This is a genomic window from Pseudomonas paraglycinae (assembly GCF_021601625.1).
GTDB classification, from domain to species: Bacteria; Pseudomonadota; Gammaproteobacteria; order Pseudomonadales; family Pseudomonadaceae; genus Aquipseudomonas; species Aquipseudomonas paraglycinae.
The window spans coordinates 63,446-86,958 of the sequence record NZ_BQHR01000022.1 but is presented as its reverse complement, the minus strand read 5'-3'; the positions used below and the strand labels follow the sequence as shown (position 1 = coordinate 86,958).

The following is a 23,513-nucleotide window of genomic DNA, read 5'->3' as shown; positions in this document are numbered from 1 at the left end:
ATAACTCAGGTCGGCGGATCTCGCCCATCCAATCCGGTCAGTCCCCTCTCCCTCCGGGAGAGGGTTAGGGTGAGGGGCTTTTTGCTCTGCGGGCACGGAAAAATTCAGTCAACACCGCCCCACACTCCTCCGCCAACACCCCACCTTCATACAGCACTCGATGGTTGAGAAAGCCCTGAGTGAAGAACTGTCCCTGACTCTGCACAATCCCGGCCTTGGGCTCCAGCGCGCCATACACCACGCGGGCAACCCGCGAATGCACGATCAGCCCGGCGCACATGCTGCACGGTTCCAGCGTCACGTAGAGCGTGCTGCCCGGCAGACGATAGTTGCTCACAGCCTGTGCAGCGGCGCGAATCGCGACCATTTCCGCATGTGCACTCGGGTCGCTGGTACTGATCGGACAGTTGAAACCGCGCCCGATGATTTCGCCATCCTGCACCAGCACCGCGCCCACCGGCACTTCGCCGAGAGCTGCACCCTGGGCCGCCAGCTCCAGCGCCTCGCGCATGAAGTCGCGGTCTCGGCTGCGGTCGATGATCGCCGCGGGGCGAATCTGGCGCATCACTTCACCTCGATGGCGGCCATCAGGCCGGTTTCCATGTGGTCGATCACGTGGCAGTGGAACATCCACACCCCCGGGTTATCCGCCACCAGCGCCACTTGCGCGCGCTCGTTCTTGCCCAGCAGGTAGGTGTCGGTGAAGTACGGAATGATCTTGTGCCGGTTCGATGCAATCACCTTGAAGCTCATGCCGTGCAGGTGGATCGGGTGCTGGTACTGGGTCATGTTCTTCAGTTCGAAAATATAGCTCTGGCCCAGTTTCAGGCTGGCGATCGGCCGGTCGGCGCAGGTCTTGTCGGTGATGTCCCAGGCCTTGCCGTTGATCTGCCACAGGCTCGGCGGCTTGCCGTTGTCAACATTCACCGACACCGAACCGACCCATTCGAAATTGAAGTTGAGTTTCTCGGCATTGGCCAGGTCCGGCTCGGCCACCGGGTTGGCCGGCAGTGCTTTCGGCCAGTCGGTCGGCGCGTCATTGTTGGCCACCGACCGCAGGGTGCCCAGGCGAACCGGGCCGTTGCGCAGCGACAGTTCCTCCCCGGCCGGTGGTGCCTTGATCGCCAGGCAGATGCGCATGCCCGGACCCAGCCAGTATTCCTTGCCCAACGGGCGCGGCTCGACCGGGTTGCCGTCCAGCGCATAGATCTGCGCTTCGACACCAGGAATGTTGATGCGATAGGTCAGGGTGTTGTCGAGGTTGAGCAGACGAACCCGGGTGATCTGCCCGGCCGGCAACTCGATCACCGGCGTAGGCACGCCGTTGATGGTCGACAGCCGCCCCGCCGTACCGCCACGGGCCGCTTCGCGCGGAATGCTGAACTCGACGAAGTTGCCTTCGTCGTCGATGTGCCAGTTCTTCAGGCTCAGGGTCTTTTCGTACTTGAACCCGGTCGGCTCGCGCTCCTCGACAATCAACGGCCCGACCAGCCCGCGACCGAGTTCCTCACTGCTGCTGACGTGCGGGTGATACCAGTAGCTGCCAGCGTCCGGCACACGGAATTTGTAATCGAAGTATTCGCCCGGCAGCACCGGCAATTGCGAAACGTACGGCACGCCGTCCATCTCCAGCGGCAGGCGGATGCCGTGCCAGTGAATGGTCGTCGCGACCGGCAGATGGTTGATGAAGCGCACCCGCAGCCACTCGCCCTGACGCACGCGCAATTCGGTGCCCGGCGCCGATGGGCCAAACGCCCAGGCTTCGGTCTTGTGCCCTGGCACCAGCTCGACGTCCAGTGGCGCGGCGATCAGCTCGTAGTCATGCCCCGCATCGGCATCGGCCATCTTGCCCAGCCAGTAACGCGACGCGCCCCCCGCTCCTACGCCAACGACAACAAGACCGGCCAGGCCACCGAGGATTTGGCGACGGGTAAAGGACATGAACTCAACTACCTCACGTATCTGCGGCGGGCCCGCAGGCCCGAAAGGGCGAATACGATACACCCGCAGATGAGAAACAGTAAGGGCGACGCGGCGACTGGCCGCAGTTCCTCAGAGCGAAAAGCAGGACTCAACTGCTGCAAATTGCCGGGTTTTCGTACTGGATCCTGATCCTTTTCCCATACGTCATACCTATTGTTCCGACACCCGTTACACACGACAGCCGACAGACCCTTCCTACGCCCGCCTGAAATGATCCGGTCCCATCCGTACCACCCTCAAGGAAAGACCGTGGACACATCCGAAAACACTGCACTACCCAATGTTGCCGACAAACTGGCCCTGAAAAATCTGGTACCCGCACTGGTTCAGGCCTGCCCCGACATGTACGAAATGGCCAGTGATATCGCCAGGGATATCCTGCGCAAACATGGCGTGGATCATCTGGATCCTGAACAGGTTTACTGGCACCGCTTCAAGTTCTCCAGCAGCAGCTGGAAAGCCTTCACGGGCTGGGAACATCATGGTGCCCGGCCAACCGAGTCCATGACCTTGCCGCAACTGGTGATCCAGCGGTTCCGCGTCGGTGATCAGGACAACTCGGACATGCTCGATGTCGATGGGGGCTTTTACACGACCGGACCGGATGCCGAGGACTTCGACGAGACCAATGAAGTGCGGTTGCATGGAAACGAGGTACTGAAGGACTTCTGGGCGATCAATTTCGCCGATCGGTTCAATCAAAAGGTCGCGTCGTTCTGGAAAAAACACACCAGGACATTTCGCAGCCTGGCCAAGTGCACCTTTATTGCCCAGGCCATGGAGGATCGCGAAGGTGGCCGGTTGTCGGACGAAAACTTCCGAACCGTGGTCAAGGCTGTCGCCGGCAATGTGAGCTGGCCCGTCACGTTGCAGATGCTGGAGGAGGATGCGGCGCCCGCCAAGGGAATGCATCTGAGCCTGCTGAAGGTGGGGGGTTATGTAGCGACCGATATTCTGTGCATCACCGACGTCAATTGCCGAAAGATCCTCTACACCCCCGGAGAAATCTGGGGTCTGCATGCCTTCGAGACAGCGAAGGATCTGCATTGGTGGGTGTTGTCGCAAACCCGTAAACCGGTTGACCGCCAACGTTTCCTCGCGCATTTTCAAGTGGCCGATCACGACATCACGGAAGACACCTCATGGCGGGATGCGGCAAAGCCGGGGTGGCTCCCCCTGTTGAGTCCCGGGACATATCTGCTCACTGAGATATTCCGCCCGCCGCATGTCGAAAATGTCGGGCTCAATCATGTCCTGGATCTGCTGGTCAGCGCCTGGGACTGCGCCGATCACTCCCTGATCGAACACACCAGCGAGACGTTCAAGAGCGACGCCTTCACCTTCCTCGCCAGCGCCACTCACGCCAGGATGATCAGCGACGCCACGTTCATGATGCACACCAATGGCGATCTGCGGAAAAAGCTGTGGATCGGCTATCTCAACGCTTTCGGTCGCATGTTCGGTCCGATGGCCGCTGTCGGCTGGCCCGTGGCACTGGCCGTCGTGGGTGCCGGCATCGCCAATGTCGGGTTGCAGATTGATCAGGCGGTCAATGGCAAAACACCCGGTGAACGCAAGTCTGCAGTGACGGGCGCCATCTTCGCGACCATCGATACCCTTTTCAACGCCACCTTCCTCAAGGGCAGTGGCCGTCTACCGGAAATAGCCGAGGCCAGCACGGTCTTCGCACCGGAAGAAAAACTTGTCGAAGCGGCGATTGCCCGCCCCCCGTTGCCTGCATTGGAGGAAATCGCCCCGACGCGCGTCCTGCCCGCGCAGCCCGAGGACTTCCTTGCTTCATTCAAGACTGAAATCACCGAAGGCACCCGCGTTGAAACCGGTGATTCCAAACTGCAGGAGATCATCCTGGCCGCGTCGGGCAAGCGTTACATTTACATGCGCCGCGCAGGAAGCGACGGCTTTTATCAGGTGCGTTATGTCGAGCAGTTACGCGGCTGGGTCATTATTGATCCGGCCAATCCTTTCTCGTTCTACCGCAACGTCCCGGTTCGCTTGAACGAAGCGCTCAGGTGGGAACCGGTGGCCCGTCCCGGACTCAAGGGTGGCATGAAAATTTTCGGCAAGTGGCCCTTCGGACACACGGCCGACCCACTGCCGGAAGTGGAGATGCAACCACTGACGTACGATGTGCCGCAAGCATCGCGATCGGCGCTGCAACCCGTTGCCGAAGCTCAGGTCGATGATTTCCCGCTGGATCCACAGGACAGCAGCGACCGTTTCTATCAAGACTTCAAAACCCTGCGTCGCGGGCTCTACGACGATGCCATCAACGCCTATGCCGCCACCGAATTTCCCCCGCGTCCGGCCGTCCCACTCTTCAAACCCACGACGCCGTTTGCCGAAATGACCAAGCGCCTGTTCAAGGACGGCACCGGCCTCGTAATCGGTCAGGACAGTTCTGCCATCGGTGCTAGACAGACCCTTGTCGACAATCTCAAAGTGCTGAACAAACAGAAGGTCAGAACCCTTTACCTGGATCACTTGCTCACGGATTTCCATCAAGCGGATCTGGATGTTTTTCACCAGAGCGGCAAGATGCCGCCGGCTCTCGAGCGGTACCTGAAGGCTTTGGATGCGCGGTTCAAGACCGACCCTGCCGGACCGTATTCCTACACCGAGCTGGTAAAAGGCGCACAGAAGAATCACATCCGCGTACAAGCGATCGACAGCATGGCGACCCGGCGCTTTCCACGGATGGAAGGTACTACCGAAGCCAGCAGCCGAAAAATGATGAATTACTACTCGGACACCGTGATTCAGGCCGACCAGGCCGCACGAGGTGCTCATCGCTGGATCGCACTGGTTGATGAGGCCCGCGCCAGCAGCTTCGACAACGTTGCAGGGCTGAGTGAGCTGGAAGGGGCGGTGGCATTGCGCGTTGATGAAAGTGCATTGGGTCAGGCTCAGGGGCTTACAGCTGACCCGGGCAAAAAAGTCAAAGACATCCTGGGACGTCCCTTCGACGAATTGAAAAGCGATCTTCGCCTGCAACTGAGCGCACCGCCCGCGACGGCAACAGCTCGCTCGCTTGAAGAGGCGCTGCCCAGGCGCGGCATGTTCATGGTGCAGGAGCCCTCCACCCTTGTTCACCGCAGTGGCGATGGCAGTCTGGTGCGTACACCGATTCAGCAGGACAGCGCCGGTTTCTCCATCCTCCGGCCGAAATGGTCAGCCATCAGCGGGCGCCACTTCGACAGCCTGCATGAACTGTTGCAAGCCATAGAACATGAAGGCCTCACGCAGGTACACGTGCGCATTGATCCCACCGCTACGCCCGGTCAACTGCCAGACATTCAGCCGTCCATCCCGGCGATTGAAGCGCCACCCGCCCCGGATTTGACGATCAAGGATCCACCCCGCTTCACCTCGCCGTATGAGATCGCGGTGCAGGCCCGTGCCGAACTGAAAAACGTGGCGCGGGGCAATGACGCCTCACTGTTGAACGACTCCGTCGCTTCATGGGGCGGCAATTCACCCCTCGATACATTCAAGACGCTGCGAAAACAACTGCATGAAGCAGCAGTATGTTTCTATGCCGATCTGCATCTTCCCGTACGCGCATCAATGGATTCGCTAACCACAGGACTGTCGGGACAAGCATTCATCGAGCGGATATTCACAGAGTTTCGCGGTCTGGTCATTGGCGAAAGCCATGCCGAAATCGGCAGCAAGCAATGGCTGATGGACAATATGCAAACCCTGGCCAACAAGGGTGTGAAGACGCTTTACTCCGAGCACCTGCTCACGGACTTCCATCAGGCCGCGCTGGATAATTACGCCAGGACATCGGTCATGCCGCGGGATCTGGAGAACTATCTGATTCAGCTCGACAGTGGTCACGTGACCGATCCGCTGCAACGCTACACCTTTCTCGATCTGGTCAAGGAAGCCAATCGCAACGGGATACGCGTTCAGGCCATCGACTGCCTGGCCAGTTATCGGGTTGAAGGAATGAGAACGGCGGATCCTTCGGCACGCCAGAGAATGATGAACTACTACGCTCACACCGTGATCGAGGCTGACCAGGCGGCTCGCGGGCCGCATAACTGGGTGGCACTGATGGGGAACTCCCACTCGAACACGTTCGAAGGCGTTGCCGGTGTCAGCGAGCTGGAAGGCGTCGTCGGTCTGCGCGCCGAAGATGTCGCTGAAGGTCAATCCGGCGGTATCGAAGCGGATCCCGGTAAAAGTCTTGCCGATCAAATGGGCAAGAACCAGGCATTCGTAAAAGGTGACCTGCGCCTGCAAGTCGAAACACCGTGGTACGCCCGGACGACCTCAGACATCGAACGGCTACTTTCCCGACCGGGTCTGTACACCTTGAAAAGGGAATTGCGGGAAACCTTTCTGGTTCATCGCAGCCGCGCCAATGCGATCGTGCGCACCGATATCCACTTCGAATCCAACCGCGTTTTCATCGAACGCCCCGAATGGCCCAGCGTCCATGAAAAGCGCTTCGCCAGTATCAAGGCGCTGCTCAAGGCGCTTGATGAGCGAGGCATGAAACTGGCGGGTTGGTCCAGACCGTTGTAATCAGCCACTGAAAGCCAGAAACAGAAAAGCCGCGTGAAACATCGTTTCACGCGGCTTTTTGTTGGTCCTGACCTCAAGCCATCAGGGCTTGTGCAGGATCACTCCCACTCAATGGTCGCCGGCGGCTTGCTCGACACGTCGTAAGTGACGCGGGAGATGCCTTCGATTTCATTGATGATGCGGCCGCTGACAGTTTCCAGCAGCTCGTAAGGCAGGTGTGCCCAACGCGCGGTCATGAAGTCGATGGTTTCCACGGCACGCAGGGCCACGACCCAGGCGTAACGACGGCCATCGCCGACCACGCCAACCGATTTCACTGGCTGGAACACTACGAAGGCCTGGCTGACCTTGTGGTACCAGTCGGCCTTGCGCAGTTCTTCGATGAAGATGTGGTCGGCGCGACGCAGCAGGTCGGCGTATTCCTTCTTCACTTCACCAAGGATGCGCACGCCCAGGCCCGGGCCCGGGAACGGGTGACGGTAGACCATGTCGTACGGCAGGCCCAGTTCCAGGCCCAGACGACGGACTTCGTCCTTGAACAGTTCGCGCAGTGGCTCGACCAGTTTCAGGTTCATCTCTTCCGGCAGGCCGCCCACGTTGTGGTGCGACTTGATCACGTGGGCCTTGCCGCTTTTCGCGCCAGCCGACTCGATCACGTCCGGGTAGATAGTGCCCTGAGCCAGGTACTTGATGTTGTCCAGCTTGCAGGATTCGGCATCGAACACGTCGATGAAGGTGCGGCCAATGATCTTGCGCTTCTTCTCCGGATCGGCTTCGCCGGCCAGGTTGTTCAGGAACTGGTCTTCCGCGTTGGCGCGGATCACCTTGACGCCCATGTTCTCGGCGAACATGGCCATCACTTGCTCGCCTTCGTGCAGACGCAGCAGGCCGTTGTCGACGAAGACGCAGGTCAGTTGATCACCGATGGCCTTGTGCAGCAGCGCCGCAACCACCGAGGAGTCCACACCGCCGGACAGACCCAGCAGCACGTTGTCGGTACCGACTTGTGCGCGGATGTTGGCGATGGCGTCTTCGGCGATCTTCGACGGAGTCCACAGGGCTTCGCAGCCGCAGATGTCGAGAACGAAACGCGACAGGATGCGACCGCCCTGCTTGGTGTGGGTCACTTCCGGGTGGAACTGCACGCCGTAGTAAGCGCGCTCGTCGTTGAACATGCCAGCGATCGGGCAGCTCGGGGTGCTAGCCAGGATGTGGAAATCGCTTGGCATCTTGGTGACCTTGTCACCGTGGCTCATCCACACGTCGAGGCCGAACAGGCCGTCGGCATCGATGTGGTCTTCGATGCCGTCGAGCAGACGGCTCTTGCCCACCACGTCAACGCGGGCATAACCGAACTCACGCAGTTCGGAGCCTTCAACCTTGCCGCCCAGTTGCTCGGCCATGGTCTGCATGCCGTAGCAGATACCGAAGACCGGTACGCCCAGGTCGAACACCGCTTGCGGGCAGCGCGGGCTGTTGGCTTCGTGCACGGACTCGGGACCGCCGGCGAGGATCACGCCTTTTGGCGCAAATTCGCGGATCGCATCTTCGTCCATGTCGAACGGGTGCAGTTCGCAGTACACACCGATCTCGCGCACGCGGCGGGCGATCAGTTGGGTGTATTGCGAACCGAAGTCGAGGATCAGGATGCGGTGAGCGTGAATGTCGAGGGCCATGATTCAGTCTCGTCTAAGTAATTCAGAAACAGTCTTTGATTCAGAAACGACTCGGGGCTGAATAAAACAGCCCCGGTCATTTAACGTTTTGCTTGAAGCCTCAACCTACGCGGTAGTTTGGCGCTTCTTTGGTGATCTGCACGTCGTGAACGTGGGATTCGGCCATGCCGGCGCCGGTGATCCGCACGAACTCGGGCTTGGTGCGCATTTCTTCGATGTTGGCGCTGCCGGTGTAACCCATCGAGGAACGCAGACCGCCCATCAACTGGTGAATGATCGCGCTCAGGGTGCCCTTGTAAGGAACACGGCCTTCGATGCCTTCCGGAACGAGTTTCTCGGCGCCTGCCGAGGAGTCCTGGAAGTAACGGTCGGAGGAACCTTGAGCCTGGGACATGGCGCCCAGCGAACCCATGCCGCGATAAGCCTTGTACGAACGGCCCTGGAACAGTTCGATCTCGCCCGGTGCTTCTTCGGTACCGGCAAACATCGAGCCCATCATCACGCAGGAAGCACCGGCAACGATGGCCTTGGACAGGTCACCGGAGAAACGGATGCCGCCGTCGGCGATCAACGGAACGCCGGTGCCTTCGAGGGCAGCGGCAACGTTGGCGATGGCACTGATTTGCGGAACGCCGACACCGGCGACGATACGGGTGGTGCAGATCGAGCCAGGGCCGATACCGACCTTGACCGCGTCGGCGCCAGCTTCGGCCAGAGCCTTGGCGGCTGCGCCGGTGGCGATGTTGCCGCCGATCACCTGCACTTCAGGGAAATTCTCTTTGACCCAGCGAACGCGGTCGATCACGCCTTTGGAGTGACCATGAGCGGTGTCGACCACCACCACGTCCACGCCGGCATTGACCAGGGCGGCAACGCGGTCACCAGTGTCTTTACCGGTACCGACCGCAGCGCCGACGCGCAGACGACCTTGATCGTCCTTGCTGGCCAGCGGATAGGCCTTGGCTTTCTCGATGTCTTTGACGGTCATCATGCCTTTGAGGGCAAACTTGTCGTCGACGATCAGGACTTTTTCCAGGCGGTGCTTGTGCAGCAGCTCGCGGACTTCGTTCTTGTCGGCGCCTTCGCGAACAGTGACCAGACGCTCTTTGGGCGTCATCACTTCACGAACAGTGGCTTCCAGACGGGTTTCGAAACGCACGTCACGGGAAGTGACGATGCCGACCAGGTCGCCATCGTGCAGAACCGGAACGCCGGAAATGTTGTGCATGCGGGTCAGTTCGAACAGATCACGAACCGTGGCGTCAGCCTCGATGGTGATTGGGTCCTTGACCACACCGGCTTCGAACTTCTTGACCTTGCGAACTTCGGCAGCTTGCTGCTCGATGGTCATGTTCTTGTGGATAATGCCGATGCCACCTTCCTGAGCCATGGCGATTGCCAGACGGGCTTCGGTGACGGTGTCCATGGCGGCAGAAACCAGAGGAATGTTCAGCTCGATGCCACGGGTAAGGCGGGTCTTCAGACTGACTTCGTTAGGAAGCACCTCGGAATAACCGGGCACTAGGAGAATGTCGTCGAAGGTCAGAGCTTCTTGGCTGATACGCAGCATCGCGGGGGCTCCCGAGCGGGAAAATGGAAGCGCGCCATTATACTCAGACACCCTACCGGGCTCAATGTAAAACTTGTCTTATATCAATGTTGCTGATGTACGGAAAAAACGCCCCTTACAACTCGACCTTGACCCAACTCACCGGTTGATCCAGCCAGTCGGCGAATTCGTCGATGAAACTCTGCTTGAACCCCGCCTCCAGCCAGTTGTTGAAGATGAAACCGAGGTTGGAAAACCCGCATTCCTGCAAATACAGAAAACCGTTGATGTCGTCTTCATGCCCGCACTCAGGACAGGTGAAGTTGTCGGTGCGGCCCGGCATCCAGTCTTCCAGGTTTTCGAACAACGCTTCGCCGATCTCCTGACGGCATTCGGCGCACCCGGCTTCTCCGAGAAACCCCTTGGCCGGGGTATAGATGCAGCGCTTAGTGATGACCTCGAGACCGTTGATCGGCTCGCCAAACGGCAGCGCCTCGGGGTGCAGCACCACCGCACGGGCACCATCGGCGATGGCGTAGGCCATGCGATTGCCGGTACGTCCGCAGGTGCTCAGCTCTTCCTTGACGATGTTCTTGCGCACCAGCCAGCGCAGGATCGCCCGGGCCCGGGGCTCGTGCACCGGCAGGTTGGAGATTTTCGGGACGATGATGCTTTGGGAATTCATGGTGCAAGCCTGCTGCGTCAAAGGATGTTCTGCGACGAACGCGGCCGGCAGCTTAATCCCTGACAAAATCCGGTCAAGTGCTTAAATAGCGGCCGATCAGCGCAATCCCGCTCGCCAGCACCAGCCAGGTCACCAACCGCACGAAGGCCTCGCGGGACAGGCGCATCGTCAAACGCCGCCCGATCCACAAGCCCAGCGCCATGGCTGGCAACAGGCACAGCGCAAGCATCAACAAGGGTAGCTCGGCATACACCCCGGCGATGGCGAACAGGCTCAAACGCACCACCGTGCTGCAACTGATCAGCGCACTTTGCGTGGCCCGGGCTGCGTCCTTGGGCAGTCGGCTGTTGAGGTAGATCGCATAAAGAAAGCCGCCACTGCCGAACAGCGCGCCGAACAGCCCGCCCACGGTGCCCATCGGCAACGCCCATACGGCGGACAACTGCGCCGGTCGCGCCTTGATCCACAAGCTGTAGATCGCGTACACGCTGATGAACAGCCCCATCAGCAGCAACAGCAGATCGGACTTGAGGTTAAGCAAGAAAATCACCCCCAGCGTGCAACCCACCGCCATGCACGGCAGCAGCCGCAGCAATTCCGCTTTCGCCACGTCACGCCGCGACGGCAGCAGATTGCCGAACGCCGCGACGAAATCCAGCAGCACCAGCAACGGCACGATCTTCGACAGCGGCATGAACAGAATCAGGATCGGCCCCGCCACCAGCGCCGTACCGAAACCGGCAATCCCGAACACGATGTAGGCCAGCGCGATGGCCAGTCCGATCACCACCCAGCACTGCGCACCCCACGACCATTCGCTCAACAACCCCGCCACGCTCATTCGCTCGCTTCCTTTATAAGCCTGCGATGACTTTAGCCAGCGCCGAGGGTTGCGACTAATATTATCCAAACCGCCAAGCCATCTCAAAAAGGCATGCCTCGTGCTTTCAACCCGTCAATTGCGCTACTTCGTGGAAATCGCCGAGAGCGGCAGCTTCAGTGCCGCAGCTGAACGGCTGTTCATCGCTCAATCGGCACTGAGCCGGCAAATCAAGGACATGGAAACTCGCCTGCAAACGTCACTGTTCGAACGCACCGCGCGTCAGCCCCGGCTCACCGCCGCTGGCGAAGCGTTCCTGCCCCGGGCGAGAAACCTGCTCAATGAACTGAACAAGGCCAGCACCCTGGCCACGGAAATTGGCCAAGGGCAGCGCGGCACTTTGCGCGTGTGTCACTCCAGCACCGTGCCGATAAGCGGCCGACTGTTGCGCGACATGAGCGCATATCTGCAGCAGCAACCCGGTGTTTCGCTGGACATCGGCACGCTCTCCTCGGAGGCACAACTTGAAGAACTGGCCGAGGGCCGGCTCGATATCGGTCTTCTGCGCCTACCGGTGCTGCGCCAGCGCGAGGGTGTTCAGGTTGTGCCGCTCTATACCGAACGCTTGCTGCTTGCCGTGCCGGCGGATCATCGACTGGCGTTGGCGGAGGCGGTCGATCTGGCGCAATTGAAGGACGAAGCGTTCATCTCCATCCCGCATCCGCAGCGCGGCGGGCTGAGTTATTTGTGCGCCGACCTGTGCATGCGTCACGGCTTCTTCCCCCAGGCTGCGCGGGTGATGTCGCGCAAGACCACGCAATTGCAATTGATCCAGGCCGGATTTGGCATCGCTCTTCTGCCGGAATCAATGCAGGACATCGCGCCCGCTGGTGTGAGATTTCTGCCGCTGAGCGGCGATTGCCAGAGCACTGTCGCCCTCGCATCTCGGCAAAATCCCACACCTCTGGTGCAACACTTCCTCCAGACATTCACCGGCGAATGCCTTTAAACTGCGCCCCATGATTAAAGATCCCTTTGCAAGACTCGGCCTCGACCGCGAAGTCCTGACCGTCAGCCAGCTCAACGGCCGCGCGCGAGTGTTGCTCGAAGACGTGTTCAGCAACATCTGGGTCGAAGGCGAAATCTCCAACCTCGCCCGCCCGGCGTCCGGCCACGTGTATTTCACGCTCAAGGACAGCGGCGCGCAGGTGCGTTGCGCACTGTTCCGCCAGAATGCCGCGCGGGTGCGTCAGGCGCTGAAGGACGGTCTGGCGGTCAAGGTGCGCGGCAAGGTCTCGCTGTTCGAAGGGCGTGGCGACTATCAGTTGATCCTCGACACCGTGGAGCCTGCCGGTGACGGTGCCCTGCGCCTGGCCTTCGATGCCTTGAAGGAAAAGTTAAGCGCCGAAGGCCTGTTCAGTGCCGAGCGCAAGGTGCCGCTGCCGGCACACCCGCAGCGCATCGGCATCATCAGTTCGCCGACCGGCGCCGTGATCCGCGACATCATCAGCGTGTTCCGCCGCCGCGCGCCGCAGGTGCAACTGACGTTGATTCCGACCGCCGTTCAGGGCCGAGAAGCCACCGCACAGATCGTCCGCGCCCTGAAACTGGCGGATGCCCGTGGTTTCGACGCGCTGATCCTGGCTCGCGGCGGCGGCTCGCTGGAAGACCTCTGGTGCTTCAATGAAGAAGCCGTGGCCCGGGCGGTCGATGCCTGTGTTACGCCAATCGTGAGTGCGGTCGGCCATGAAACCGATGTGTCGATCAGCGACTTCGTGGCGGATGTGCGCGCACCGACGCCGTCCGCTGCTGCTGAACTGCTTGCCCCGGATTCCAGCCACATGATCCGGCAGGTCGAAAGCCTGCATCGCCGACTGGTGATGCGCATGCGTGATCGCCTGATGCGCGATCGCCTGCGCCTTGAAGGCATGACCCGCCGCCTGCGCCATCCCGGCGAGCGTCTGCGCCAGCAGGCACAACGTCTGGATGATCTGGACATGCGCATGCGCCGAGCGTTCGAGCGCCAGCTCAATACCCGCCGCGAACGCCTGATTCGTCTGGAAACCCGCCTCGCCGGGCAACATCCGGGACGCCAACTGGCCCTGTTGCGCCACCGCCTCGACAGCCTCGCCGAGCGCCTGCCGCGCGCCATGAACGAAGGCCTGAAACGCCGTCGACTTCAGTTGCAAAGCCAGATGCAGACCCTGCATGTGGTCAGCCCGCTGGCGACTCTCGGTCGCGGCTACAGCATTCTGCTGGATGAGCGCGGCAACGCGATCCGCAACGCCGCGCAGACGCACACCGGCCAGCGCCTCAAGGCCAGACTGGGCGAAGGCGAACTGCAAGTGCGCGTCGAGGACAATCACCTGACGCCTGTCACTCTCTCTTTACTGGACTGATCCATGCCGCGTTTTCTCGCTCCGCTGCTGTTGCTGTGCCTGACCTTCAACGCCCACGCCGACAGTTACATCACCCGCCTGCTGAACAAACCGGTGCCGGGCGGCGTGGCGGTCGTCGATCTGGGGACCGCTGCGCAAGCGCCGAAAGCCACGTTTCAGGGCAAACCGGTGCTGGTGGTCAAGGAACAGAACAACTGGCTGGCGATTGTCGGCGTTCCGTTGACCGTCAAACCCGGCGTTCAGCAGATCAGCAGTGGCGGCCGCAACCTCAACTTCAATGTCGGTAACAAGAAATACCCGGAACAGCACATCACCCTGAAGAACACCCAGCAGGTCAATCCGAACCCGGCCAACCTCAAGCGGATCGAGGGCGAACTGGCCGAGCAGATCAAGGCCTACCGCAGTTTCAGTCCGAATACGCCGAGCAATCTGCTGCTGGACAAACCGGTCAACGGGCCGCTGTCGAGCAAGTTCGGCGTGCGCCGCTTCTTCAACGGTGAAGAGCGCAATCCGCACGCAGGCCTCGACTTCGCAGTGCCGGCCGGCACGCCGATCAAGACCCCGGCAGCCGGCAAGGTAATCCTGATCGGCAACTACTTCTTCAATGGCAACACCGTGTTCGTCGACCACGGCCAGGGCTTTATCAGCATGTTCTGTCACATGTCGAAGATTGATGTGCAGAACGGCCAACAACTGGCGCGCGGTGCGGTGGTGGGCAAGGTGGGCGCTACAGGTCGGGCGACTGGGCCGCACATGCACTGGAACGTCAGCCTGAACGACGCGCGGGTCGATCCGGCGATTTTCATTGGGGCTTTCCAGCCTTGATTTCAGGCTGAAGCCCTTCCAGCAGGGATTGCGCACGACGAATGGTCCGCGCAATCCCCACCAACAATTAGTGCCATATCAAGAATAAAATCTCGGAAAAAACCGCTTTCCGGGTATTCCTCTCAATTTTTTTCGACTGCTTGCCATCCTCATCCCCCGCGGTTAGGGTTGAAGGCATGAAAACCTCTCACACCCTCATTCAGCTTCGCCAGCACCGCAGCCTGTGCCTCGTCAGCGCACGACTGCCGGGCTGAATCGCTGCGCCTCGTCCCACGCTTTTCCAAGAACGTTCGTTCCACCGGCAGGCCGCCTCTTTTCGGCCCAGACAATAAGGAATTTCCCGATGAGCATGCTCAAAGACCCGTCTTCGAAATACCGCGCGTTTCCTGTGATCAACCTGCCGGACCGCACCTGGCCGTCGAAAACCATCGATGCCGCGCCGATCTGGTGCAGCTCCGACCTGCGTGACGGCAACCAGTCGTTGATCGAGCCAATGGACGCGGTGAAAAAGCTGCGCTTCTGGAAAACCCTGGTGCAGGTGGGCGTGAAGGAAATCGAAGCCTCGTTCCCGGCCGCTTCGCAAACCGACTTCGACTTCGTGCGCACCCTGATCGAGGACGGCCACATCCCGGACGACACCACCATCCAGGTGCTGACCCAGGGCCGTGAAGACCTGATCGAGCGCACCTTCGAATCCCTGCGCGGGGCGAAGAAAGCGATTGTTCACCTGTACAACGCCACCTCTCCTTCTTTCCGTCGCATCGTCTTCAACCAGGACAAGGACGGGATCAAGGCCATCGCCGTGAACGCTGCCAAGCTGTTCGTCAAATACGCAGCCATGCAGCCGGACACCGAGTGGACCTTCGAATACTCGCCGGAAACCTTCAGCGCCACCGAGCTGGAATTCGCCAAGGAAGTCTGTGACGCGGTGATCGAGGTCTGGAACCCGACGCCTGAGCACAAGATCATCCTCAACCTGCCAGCCACCGTTGAATGCGCGACGCCGAACGTCTACGCCGACCAGATCGAGTGGTTCCACCGCAACATCAATCGTCGTGACAGCGTGATCATCAGCCTGCACACCCACAACGACCGTGGCACCGGCGTGGCCGCCACCGAGTTGGGCCTGATGGCCGGCGCCGACCGCGTCGAAGGCTGCCTGTTCGGCAACGGCGAGCGTACCGGCAACGTCGACCTCGTCACTGTGGCCCTGAACATGTACACCCAGGGCCTCGACCCGCAACTGGACTTCTCCGACATCGACGGCGTGCGCAAGGTCGTCGAAGAGTGCAACCAGATCCAGGTTCACCCGCGTCACCCATACGTCGGCGACCTGGTGCACACCGCGTTCTCCGGCTCCCACCAGGACGCAATCCGCAAGGGCTTCGCCCAGCAGAAATCCGACGCACTGTGGGAAGTACCGTACCTGCCGATCGACCCGGCCGACATCGGCCGCAGCTACGAGGCGGTGATCCGCGTCAACAGCCAGTCGGGCAAGGGTGGCATCGCCTACTTGCTGGAGCAGGAATACGGCATCAGCCTGCCACGTCGCATGCAGATCGAATTCAGCCAGGTCGTGCAGCGTGAAACCGATCGCCTGGGCCTGGAGATGACCGCGCAGCAAATCCACGCGCTGCTGCACAGCGAATACCTGCAAGCCAACACCCCTTACGCGCTGGTCAGCCATCGTCTGCAGGAAGAAAACGGCAACAGCGCCGTCGAAGTGGAAGTGGCGAGCAAGGGTCAGGGCGAAACCAACCTGCACTGGCGCGGCAAGGGCAACGGCGCGCTGGAAGCGCTGGTGGCCGGTCTGCCGATTCCGGTGGAGATCATGGATTACAACGAACACGCCATTGGCGCGGGCACCAACGCCAAGGCGGCGGCCTACATCGAGCTGCGTGTGAACGGCGAACGTGCGGTGCACGGCGTGGGCATCGATGAAAACATCACCACCGCCAGCTTCAAGGCTCTGTTCAGCGCGCTGAATCGCTCGCTGAGCCAGCCGGAAGCCAAAGCGGCGTAACTGACCGTTGCAATGAAAAAGGCCCCGGAGTGCGAACTCCGGGGCCTTTTTTTTCCTGCCATTTTCTGATCGTTCCCACGCTCTGCGTGGGAATGCAGCTCGTGACGTTCTGCGTCCCTTGAGGCATTCCCACGCGGACGGTTCGACGCCTCGAAGTGGGAACGATCTAGGCGACTTGGGCTATTAAGTGAACTCGAAGGTGTCCGCGTCAAGATTCGCCGGAAACCGCTCGCGGTAAGCCGCCAGCGAGGCCGCTTCCAGAACCACCTTGAACACCCCGTCAGCCTCCCCCGCCGCAAGCAACGTCTCGCCCTGGAAATCCAGCACCTGACTGTCGCCGGTGTACGCGAAACCCTTGCCATCGGTGCCAACGCGGTTGACCGCCGCTACATAGCACAGGTTTTCGATCGCCCGGGCCGGCAGCAACCGGTTCCAGTGCTGACGCCGCGCACCCGGCCAGTTGGCGGTGTACAGCAGCAGGTCGGTGTCCTGCGCATCACGGCTCCACACCGGGAAGCGCAGGTCGTAGCAGATCAGCGGACGCACCCGCCAGCCCTTGAGCTCGAACTGCACCTGGCGCTCGCCGGGGGTGTAGTGATTGTGCTCGCCGGCCATACGGAACAGGTGACGTTTGTCGTAATGCAGCACCTCGCCGTCCGGCCGCGCCCACAACAAACGGTTGCGGTGGCTGCCGTCGGCAGCCTGGATGATCACGCTGCCCGTGACGACCGCGTTCAGTTTCGCCGCCTGGATCCGCAGCCATTTGCTGGTCGGGCCGTTTTCGGCTTCGGCCAGGGTTTCGGACTCCATGGAGAATCCGGTGGTGAACATCTCCGGCAGGATAATCAGATCCGCACCGCGCGCCTGCTCCAGCAAAGCGTCGAAATGCTCGAGATTGGCCTGACGATCATGCCAGGCCAGACTGGTCTGGATCAGCGCCAGATTGAGATCGGGCAACGCACTCAGATCACGCATAGTTTGGCCGCCGCTTCCCGCAGCGTCTCCTCACGTTTGGCAAAGCACAGGCGCACCAGGCGCTGACCTTCAGGTGGATTCTGGTAGAACACCGACACCGGAATACTCGCCACACCATGCTCGCGGGTCATCCACATCGCCATCTCGACATCGTTCAGGTCAGGGCGAATCTGCGAGTAATCGACCAGTTGGAAATAAGTGCCGGTGACCCGGGTGAAGCTGAATCGCGACGGTGCCAGCAGATCACAGAACAGATCACGCTTGGCCTGATAGAAGCCCGGCAGCTCTTCGACATGTTCCGGATGCTCGGCCATGTAGTCGGCCAAAGCAAACTGCAACGGGGTCACGCCGCAGAAACTGACGTACTGGTGCACCTTGCGCAGCTCCGCCGTCAGGGCCGGCGGAGCCACAACGTAACCGGTTTTCCAGCCGGTGACGTGGTAGGTCTTGCCGAACGAGCTGACCACGAAGGCGCGCTGATACAGCTCTTCATGGGCCAGCACGCTGACGTGCGGCACGCCGTCGAATACCAGGTGTTCGTAGACTTCGTCGCTGATCACGTAGATGTCGCGATCACGGATCAACGCTGCCAGTTGATCCAGCTCGGCACGGCTGATCAATGCACCGCTCGGATTATGCGGGGTGTTGAGGATGATCATCCGCGTGCGCGGGCTCAGGGCTGCGCCGAGTTTGTCGAAGTCGATGGAGAAATCTTTCAGGCCCAACTGCACATGCACGCAGCGCCCGCCGGCCAGCTCTACTGCAGGCTCGTAGCTGTCGTAAGCCGGGTCGAACACGATGACTTCGTCGCCGCTGTGGATAACCGCCTGGATCGCACAGAAGATTGCCTGGGTCGCGCCCGGGGTCACGGTCACTTCGTTATCGACATCGACATTGGCGCCATAACTGCGGGCGATTTTCGCCGCGATCTGCTGACGCAGCGCCGGCAGGCCGGTCATGGGCGAATACTGGTTATGGCCGCTGGCGATGTGTCGACCGACCGCGTCGCGGAGTGCCTGCGGGCCGTCGAAATCGGGAAAACCCTGGGAAAGGTTGATCGCTCCGGTCTGCGCCGCGAGCTGAGACATCTGCGTGAAAATAGTGATGCCGACATTCGGCAGCTTGCTGGTGATCATCGGGAGCCCCTTGCAGGTGAGCTGCAAGTTTCAAGCTGCAAGCGACAAGTTTCAAGCATCAATCCATCGCCCACAAAAAAGGGCTCTGAACAGAGCCCTTCTTTACTTCCACGCTTTAACTTGAAGCTTGCAGCTCGAAACCCGCAGCTGCTCTTTTTACTTCTTGTCGCGACGCTTCTTGCTGGCCTTCTTGTTGTGCGACATCAAGCGACGCTTCTTGTTGACCTGGCGGTCGGTCAGCGTGTTCTTGTTGCCTTCGTACGGGTTCTCGCCGCCCTTGAACTCGATACGGATCGGCGTACCGACCAGTTTGAGCACACGGCGGTAAGTGTTTTCCAGATAGCGTACGTACGACTTCGGCACTTTCTCGATCTGGTTGCCGTGGATCACGATGATCGGCGGGTTCGCACCACCCAGGTGAGCGTAACGCAGCTTGATCCGGCGGCTGTTGACCATCGGCGGCTGGTGCTCGCTGACCGCATCTTCGAGAATCTGCGTCAGGCGGCTGGTCGGCCAGCGGGTGACCGCCGACTTGAACGAGTTCTGCACCGAGGCGTAAAGGTTGCCCACGCCAGTACCGTGCAGAGCCGAGATGAAGTGGATATCGGCGAAGTCAACGAAGAACAACCGACGCTGCAGCTCGACCTTCACGAAGTCACGCTCGCTCGGCGTCATGCCGTCCCACTTGTTGATCGCGATCACCAGCGCACGACCTGCTTCAAGGGCGAAGCCCAGCAGGTTGAGGTCGTGATCGACCACGCCTTCGCGGGCGTCCATCACGAAGATCACCACGTTGGCGTCTTTGATCGCCTGCAGGGTTTTGACCACGGAGAATTTTTCGACTTCTTCGTGGATCTTGCCGCGCTTGCGCACACCAGCGGTGTCGATCAGCGTGTACTTCTCGTCGTTACGTTCGAACGGGATGTAGATACTGTCGCGGGTGGTGCCGGGCTGGTCGTAGACGATAACCCGGTCTTCACCGAGCATGCGGTTGACCAAGGTCGACTTGCCGACGTTCGGACGGCCGATGATGGCGATCTTGATCCCGTCTTTTTCGCTCGGGCCAGGAATGCGCTTGGCTTCCTCGCCTTCGGCGACCACTTCTTCCTCTTCACCTTCGGCCGGTTCGTCATCATCGCGCGGGAAGTCGCTCAGGGCGGCTTCCAGCAATTGCGTGATGCCGCGACCGTGGGCGCCGGCGATCGGGATCGCGTGGCCCATGCCCAGCGGGGCGAATTCGGCGCGGGCCATTTCCGGATCGATGTTGTCGACCTTGTTGGCAACCACGTGGGAACGCTTGTTACGTTTGCGCAAGTGTTCGGCGATCATCTGGTCGGCGGCGGTGAAACCGGCCTTGGCATCTACCAGGAACAGAACGACATCCGCTTCTTCGATGGCCAGCAGCGACTGCTCGGCCATTTTTTCGTCCATACCATGCTCGTCACCGGAGATACCGCCGGTGTCGATCAGAATGTAGGAACGCCCTTGCCACTTGGCCTCACCGTACTGGCGATCACGGGTCAGACCGGACAAGTCGCCGACGATGGCGTCGCGAGTCCTGGTCAGGCGGTTGAACAAGGTGGACTTGCCGACGTTCGGTCGGCCCACCAGGGCGATTACGGGAACCATGCGGCTCTCCACTTCGTTATTTCAGAAAATACAAAAGCCGCTGCGAGGCAGCGGCTGGTGCTCGGGGCAACACCCGTGGGTGCTGCAAACCCTGCAGAAGCAAGGCCGCCTGGGGAGTTAACCCCAAGCATAGTTGTTACTTGATGGTCAGGGCTTCCAGTTTGCCGCTGTTGCCATACACATAAATCGTGTCGCCCACCACCAGCGGACGGGCACGCAGGCCGTCGCTGTCGATGCGCTCGCGGCCGACGAAACGACCGTCCACCTGACTCAGCAGGTGCAGGTAACCTTCCAGGTCACCGACTGCAACGTAGCTGGAGAACACTTCCGGCGCCGACAGTTGACGACGGGCCAGCGAGTCGTTGCTCCACAGTGCTGTGGTGGAACGCTCGTCGACGCCTTCAACGGTGCCCGACGACAGGCTTACGTAGACGTTGCCGAAACCCTGGGCAACACCGGCGTAGCTCGACGCGTCGCGCTGCCAGAGCTGACGGCCGCTTTCCAGATCCAGTGCCGCAACGCGACCCTGATAGCTGGCGACGTACAGGGTACCGCCGGACAACAGCAGACCGCCGTCGATGTCGACCACGCGCTCCAGTTCCGAACGACCTTGTGGAATCGCGATCCGCTGTTCCCAGACCGGCACGCCGTTGGAAATGTCGAGAGCGACCACTTTACCGGTCGACAGGCCCGCCACCGCGAGGCGGTTGGTGACGATCGGTGCGCTGGTGCCGCGCAGGGTCAGTACGGCCGGAGTGCTGTCATACACCCAACGCTGATTGCCGGTGGACGCGTCCAGACCGATCAGACGATCGTCCTGGGTCTGTACCACCACCACGTCACCGTTGTTGGCCGGTGGCGCGAGGACTTCGCTGTTGACGCGCGAGCGCCACTTCTCTTCACCGTTGATGGCGTCGAGGGCAACGACTTCACCGCGCAGGGTGCCGACCATGACCAGACCGTAACCCACGCCAACGGCGCCGGACACAGGCAGTTCAAGGTCTTTCTTCCATTTCACGTCGCCGTTGCCGCGATCCAGGCCCATCACGATACCGGTCACGTCGGCTGCGTAGATGGTGTCACCGTCGATCGCCGGTACCAGCATGTTGTACGTTTCGCCCTGACCGTCACCGATCGAGCGGCTCCACTGCTTGTGCAGGACCACTTCTTCTTTGAAGTCGGTCAGCTCGGCCGGTGGCAGTTCTTTTTTGCTGTTGCTGCTGCAACCCGCGGCCAGAATGGCCAGAGCCAGCAATGCTGCATGCTTCCAACGGATCACGTCACGCATCCCCTTTGGCCAGGTCGTCCAGCTTGATTTGAAGGCCACCGACCGCCGCTTCATCCGACAGTGCCGCCTTGGCTTTTTGATACGCCGCGTTCGCTTCGTCGGTACGGCCCAGCTGTACCAGCAGGTCGCCCTTGAGTTCTTCGCGAGTGGCCAGGAACGACTTGTCGGCATCGCCTTCGAGCAGTTTCAGGGCTTCGTCGGCCTTGTTCTGTGCGCCCAGTACCTGTGCCAGACGCTGACGGGCGATTTCGCCCAGCGCCGGGTTGGCCGGTTTGGCAACGATGGCCTTGAGTTCGGTCGCCGCGTCGTCCAGCTTGCCGCTGTCGACCGCTACCTTGGCCACGAACAGGCTGCCGTACTGCGCGTAGGCAGAACCGCCGAATTCGCTGTTGAGCTTGCCGGCCAGATCCGCGACGCGCGCGGCATCAGGCTTGCCGTCCGGGGTCAGCGTGGTTTCCAGCAATTGCTGATAGAGCACCGAGGCGCCTTGCGACTGGTTGCTCTGATACTTGTGATAAGCCTGCCAGCCGAACACGATGACCAGCGCCAACAGGCCGCCGGTGACCAGAGGTTTGCCGTTGCGTGTCCACCAGTCCTTCAAATCCGCCAACTGTTCGTCTTCGGTACTCGACACCCCAATACTCCTTAATCGCTAAATCGGCTGTTTGGACAGCTTCAACCCTGCACGACGCAGGTGGCCAGGTGTGCAGCGAGCGCATCCCAGGCAATGCTTTGTTGTTCGCCCTGGCCACGCAGGGGTTTGAAACCTACCACTTGCTGGGCCATTTCGTCGTCACCGAGGATCAGTGCGTACAACGCACCGCTCTTGTCGGCTTTCTTGAACTGGCTCTTGAAGCTGCCGGCGCCGGCATTGACTTGCAGGCGCAGGTTGGGCAGTTGGTCGCGTACACGCTCGGCCAGGGCCAGACCGGCCAGCTCTGCTTCTTCGCCGAAGGCGCAGAGATAGACGTCGACCTGACGGGAGATTTCTTCCGGGATCTGCTCCAGGGTTTCCAGCAGCAGCACCAGACGCTCGATACCCATGGCGAAACCGACGCCCGGGGTCGGCTTGCCGCCCATCTGCTCGACCAGACCGTCATAGCGCCCACCCGCGCAGACGGTGCCCTGGGCGCCGAGCTTGTCGGTGACCCATTCGAATACGGTTTTGCTGTAGTAATCCAGACCACGCACCAGCTTCGGGTTGAGCACGTAAGGAATGCCGACGGCATCCAGACGGGCCTTCAGCCCTTCGAAGTGGGCACGGGATTCGTCATCCAGGTAATCCGCCATTTTCGGCGCATCGACCAGCACGGCCTGGGTGTCGGCATTTTTGGTGTCGAGCACGCGCAGCGGGTTGGTTTTCAGGCGACGCTGGCTGTCTTCGTCCAGTTTGTCGTGGTGCGCCGAGAGGTACTCGACCAGCGCTTCACGATAACGGCCGCGGGACTCGCTGGTGCCGAGGCTGTTGAGTTCGAGCTTGACCGCATCGCGAATGCCCAGCTCGCCCCACAGGCGCCAGGTAATGATGATCAGTTCGGCGTCGATGTCCGGACCGTCGAGGTTGAACACCTCCAGACCGATCTGGTGGAACTGGCGATAACGGCCTTTCTGTGGACGCTCGTGACGGAACATCGGGCCGATGTACCAGAGCTTCTGCACCTGTCCACCGCCGGTGATGCCGTGCTCGAGCACCGCACGCACGCACGCAGCCGTGCCTTCCGGACGCAGGGTCAGGGAGTCGCCGTTGCGGTCTTCGAAGGTGTACATCTCTTTTTCGACGATGTCGGTCACTTCACCGATCGAGCGCTTGAACAGCTCGGTGAACTCGACGATCGGCATGCGGATCTGCTTGTAACCGTAGTTATCCAGCAGACGCGAAACGGTGCCTTCGAAATAACGCCATACCGGCGTCTGTTCCGGCAGGATGTCGTTCATGCCACGAATGGCTTGCAGAGACTTGCTCACAGAATT

General features: G+C 60.7%; 17 protein-coding genes. 5 read left to right on the top strand and 12 right to left on the bottom strand.

The features are described 5' to 3' along the window. Nucleotides 1–64 precede the first annotated feature (64 nt). Both tadA and L6D82_RS25710 read right to left on the bottom strand, forming a co-directional pair. Nucleotides 65–565 (bottom strand): tRNA adenosine(34) deaminase TadA, encoded by a 501-nt coding sequence (tadA, locus tag L6D82_RS25715; RefSeq protein WP_236191916.1) that lies wholly within the window; start codon nt 563–565, stop codon nt 65–67. Next, nucleotides 565–1,941 carry a multicopper oxidase family protein gene (locus L6D82_RS25710; protein ID WP_102688183.1) on the bottom strand — a complete coding sequence of 459 codons (1,377 nt, stop codon included), beginning with the start codon at nt 1,939–1,941 and terminating at the stop codon, nt 565–567. Before L6D82_RS25710 ends, tadA begins: the two co-directional genes overlap by 1 nt. Nucleotides 1,942–2,232: 291 nt before the next feature. Here L6D82_RS25710 and L6D82_RS25705 point away from each other — a divergent pair, with 291 nt between their 5' ends. Beyond that, nucleotides 2,233–6,537: a membrane-targeted effector domain-containing toxin gene (locus L6D82_RS25705; protein WP_102688184.1), complete on the top strand. Its 4,305-nt coding sequence runs from the start codon at nt 2,233–2,235 to the stop codon at nt 6,535–6,537. 98 nt (nt 6,538–6,635) lie between these two features. On the opposite strand, the gene guaA is transcribed toward L6D82_RS25705, so the two are convergent. The 4 genes from guaA to L6D82_RS25685 all read right to left on the bottom strand — a co-directional run bounded on the left by guaA (nt 6,636) and on the right by L6D82_RS25685 (nt 11,288). After that, nucleotides 6,636–8,213 (bottom strand): glutamine-hydrolyzing GMP synthase, encoded by a 1,578-nt coding sequence (gene guaA / locus L6D82_RS25700; protein ID WP_011335797.1) that lies wholly within the window; start codon nt 8,211–8,213, stop codon nt 6,636–6,638. 100 nt (nt 8,214–8,313) lie between these two features. After that, nucleotides 8,314–9,783 (bottom strand): IMP dehydrogenase, encoded by a 1,470-nt coding sequence (gene guaB / locus L6D82_RS25695; RefSeq protein WP_034156270.1) that lies wholly within the window; start codon nt 9,781–9,783, stop codon nt 8,314–8,316. Nucleotides 9,784–9,898: 115 nt separating this feature from the next. Beyond that, the gene (locus tag L6D82_RS25690) at nt 9,899–10,447 is read right to left on the bottom strand and encodes a sugar ABC transporter ATPase (protein ID WP_236191915.1); all 549 of its coding nucleotides are present in this window, start codon (nt 10,445–10,447) and stop codon (nt 9,899–9,901) included. 73 nt (nt 10,448–10,520) lie between these two features. Further along, nucleotides 10,521–11,288 (bottom strand): sulfite exporter TauE/SafE family protein, encoded by a 768-nt coding sequence (locus tag L6D82_RS25685; RefSeq protein ID WP_236191914.1) that lies wholly within the window; start codon nt 11,286–11,288, stop codon nt 10,521–10,523. 100 nt (nt 11,289–11,388) lie between these two features. Here L6D82_RS25685 and L6D82_RS25680 point away from each other — a divergent pair, with 100 nt between their 5' ends. The 4 genes from L6D82_RS25680 (at nt 11,389) to leuA (ending at nt 16,514) form a co-directional block, all read left to right on the top strand. After that, the gene (locus tag L6D82_RS25680; RefSeq protein ID WP_236191913.1) at nt 11,389–12,276 is read left to right on the top strand and encodes a LysR family transcriptional regulator; all 888 of its coding nucleotides are present in this window, start codon (nt 11,389–11,391) and stop codon (nt 12,274–12,276) included. A 10-nt stretch (nt 12,277–12,286) separates the two neighbouring features. Next, the gene (gene xseA / locus L6D82_RS25675; protein WP_236191912.1) at nt 12,287–13,666 is read left to right on the top strand and encodes an exodeoxyribonuclease VII large subunit; all 1,380 of its coding nucleotides are present in this window, start codon (nt 12,287–12,289) and stop codon (nt 13,664–13,666) included. Nucleotides 13,667–13,669: 3 nt separating this feature from the next. Continuing rightward, the gene (locus L6D82_RS25670; RefSeq protein ID WP_102688189.1) at nt 13,670–14,491 is read left to right on the top strand and encodes a peptidoglycan DD-metalloendopeptidase family protein; all 822 of its coding nucleotides are present in this window, start codon (nt 13,670–13,672) and stop codon (nt 14,489–14,491) included. Between the two features lie 343 nt (nt 14,492–14,834). Then, nucleotides 14,835–16,514: a 2-isopropylmalate synthase gene (gene leuA, locus L6D82_RS25665; RefSeq protein ID WP_007956672.1), complete on the top strand. Its 1,680-nt coding sequence runs from the start codon at nt 14,835–14,837 to the stop codon at nt 16,512–16,514. A 183-nt stretch (nt 16,515–16,697) separates the two neighbouring features. On the opposite strand, the gene L6D82_RS25660 is transcribed toward leuA, so the two are convergent. The 6 genes from L6D82_RS25660 to hisS all read right to left on the bottom strand — a co-directional run bounded on the left by L6D82_RS25660 (nt 16,698) and on the right by hisS (nt 23,507). Beyond that, a complete protein-coding gene (locus L6D82_RS25660; protein WP_085745310.1) occupies nt 16,698–17,489 on the bottom strand; it encodes an amidohydrolase in 792 nt (263 codons plus the stop codon). After that, entirely contained in the window at nt 17,477–18,625 is a 1,149-nt protein-coding gene (locus L6D82_RS25655) for a pyridoxal phosphate-dependent aminotransferase (RefSeq protein WP_236191911.1), read from the bottom strand. Before L6D82_RS25655 ends, L6D82_RS25660 begins: the two co-directional genes overlap by 13 nt. Before the next feature lie 156 nt (nt 18,626–18,781). Continuing rightward, nucleotides 18,782–20,254: a ribosome biogenesis GTPase Der gene (gene der, locus L6D82_RS25650; RefSeq protein ID WP_007956675.1), complete on the bottom strand. Its 1,473-nt coding sequence runs from the start codon at nt 20,252–20,254 to the stop codon at nt 18,782–18,784. 136 nt (nt 20,255–20,390) lie between these two features. After that, nucleotides 20,391–21,542: an outer membrane protein assembly factor BamB gene (gene bamB / locus L6D82_RS25645; protein ID WP_039765728.1), complete on the bottom strand. Its 1,152-nt coding sequence runs from the start codon at nt 21,540–21,542 to the stop codon at nt 20,391–20,393. After that, on the bottom strand, nt 21,535–22,176 hold the full coding sequence (locus tag L6D82_RS25640; protein ID WP_011335807.1) for a tetratricopeptide repeat protein: 642 nt from the start codon (nt 22,174–22,176) through the stop codon (nt 21,535–21,537). The genes bamB and L6D82_RS25640 overlap by 8 nt, the downstream gene beginning before the upstream one ends. A gap of 41 nt (nt 22,177–22,217) precedes the next feature. Further along, nucleotides 22,218–23,507 carry a histidine--tRNA ligase gene (gene hisS / locus L6D82_RS25635; protein WP_236191910.1) on the bottom strand — a complete coding sequence of 430 codons (1,290 nt, stop codon included), beginning with the start codon at nt 23,505–23,507 and terminating at the stop codon, nt 22,218–22,220. Nucleotides 23,508–23,513: the final 6 nt, after the last annotated feature.

Coding starts and splice junctions, on each gene's coding strand:
- tadA (WP_236191916.1), bottom strand. CDS start 565: ATGCGCCAGATTCGCCCCGCGGCGATCATCGACCGCAGCCGAGACCGC.
- L6D82_RS25710 (WP_102688183.1), bottom strand. CDS start 1,941: ATGTCCTTTACCCGTCGCCAAATCCTCGGTGGCCTGGCCGGTCTTGTT.
- guaA (WP_011335797.1), bottom strand. CDS start 8,213: ATGGCCCTCGACATTCACGCTCACCGCATCCTGATCCTCGACTTCGGT.
- guaB (WP_034156270.1), bottom strand. CDS start 9,783: ATGCTGCGTATCAGCCAAGAAGCTCTGACCTTCGACGACATTCTCCTA.
- L6D82_RS25690 (WP_236191915.1), bottom strand. CDS start 10,447: ATGAATTCCCAAAGCATCATCGTCCCGAAAATCTCCAACCTGCCGGTG.
- L6D82_RS25685 (WP_236191914.1), bottom strand. CDS start 11,288: ATGAGCGTGGCGGGGTTGTTGAGCGAATGGTCGTGGGGTGCGCAGTGC.
- xseA (WP_236191912.1), top strand. CDS start 12,287: ATGATTAAAGATCCCTTTGCAAGACTCGGCCTCGACCGCGAAGTCCTG.
- L6D82_RS25670 (WP_102688189.1), top strand. CDS start 13,670: ATGCCGCGTTTTCTCGCTCCGCTGCTGTTGCTGTGCCTGACCTTCAAC.
- leuA (WP_007956672.1), top strand. CDS start 14,835: ATGAGCATGCTCAAAGACCCGTCTTCGAAATACCGCGCGTTTCCTGTG.
- L6D82_RS25660 (WP_085745310.1), bottom strand. CDS start 17,489: ATGCGTGATCTGAGTGCGTTGCCCGATCTCAATCTGGCGCTGATCCAG.
- L6D82_RS25655 (WP_236191911.1), bottom strand. CDS start 18,625: ATGATCACCAGCAAGCTGCCGAATGTCGGCATCACTATTTTCACGCAG.
- der (WP_007956675.1), bottom strand. CDS start 20,254: ATGGTTCCCGTAATCGCCCTGGTGGGCCGACCGAACGTCGGCAAGTCC.
- bamB (WP_039765728.1), bottom strand. CDS start 21,542: ATGCGTGACGTGATCCGTTGGAAGCATGCAGCATTGCTGGCTCTGGCC.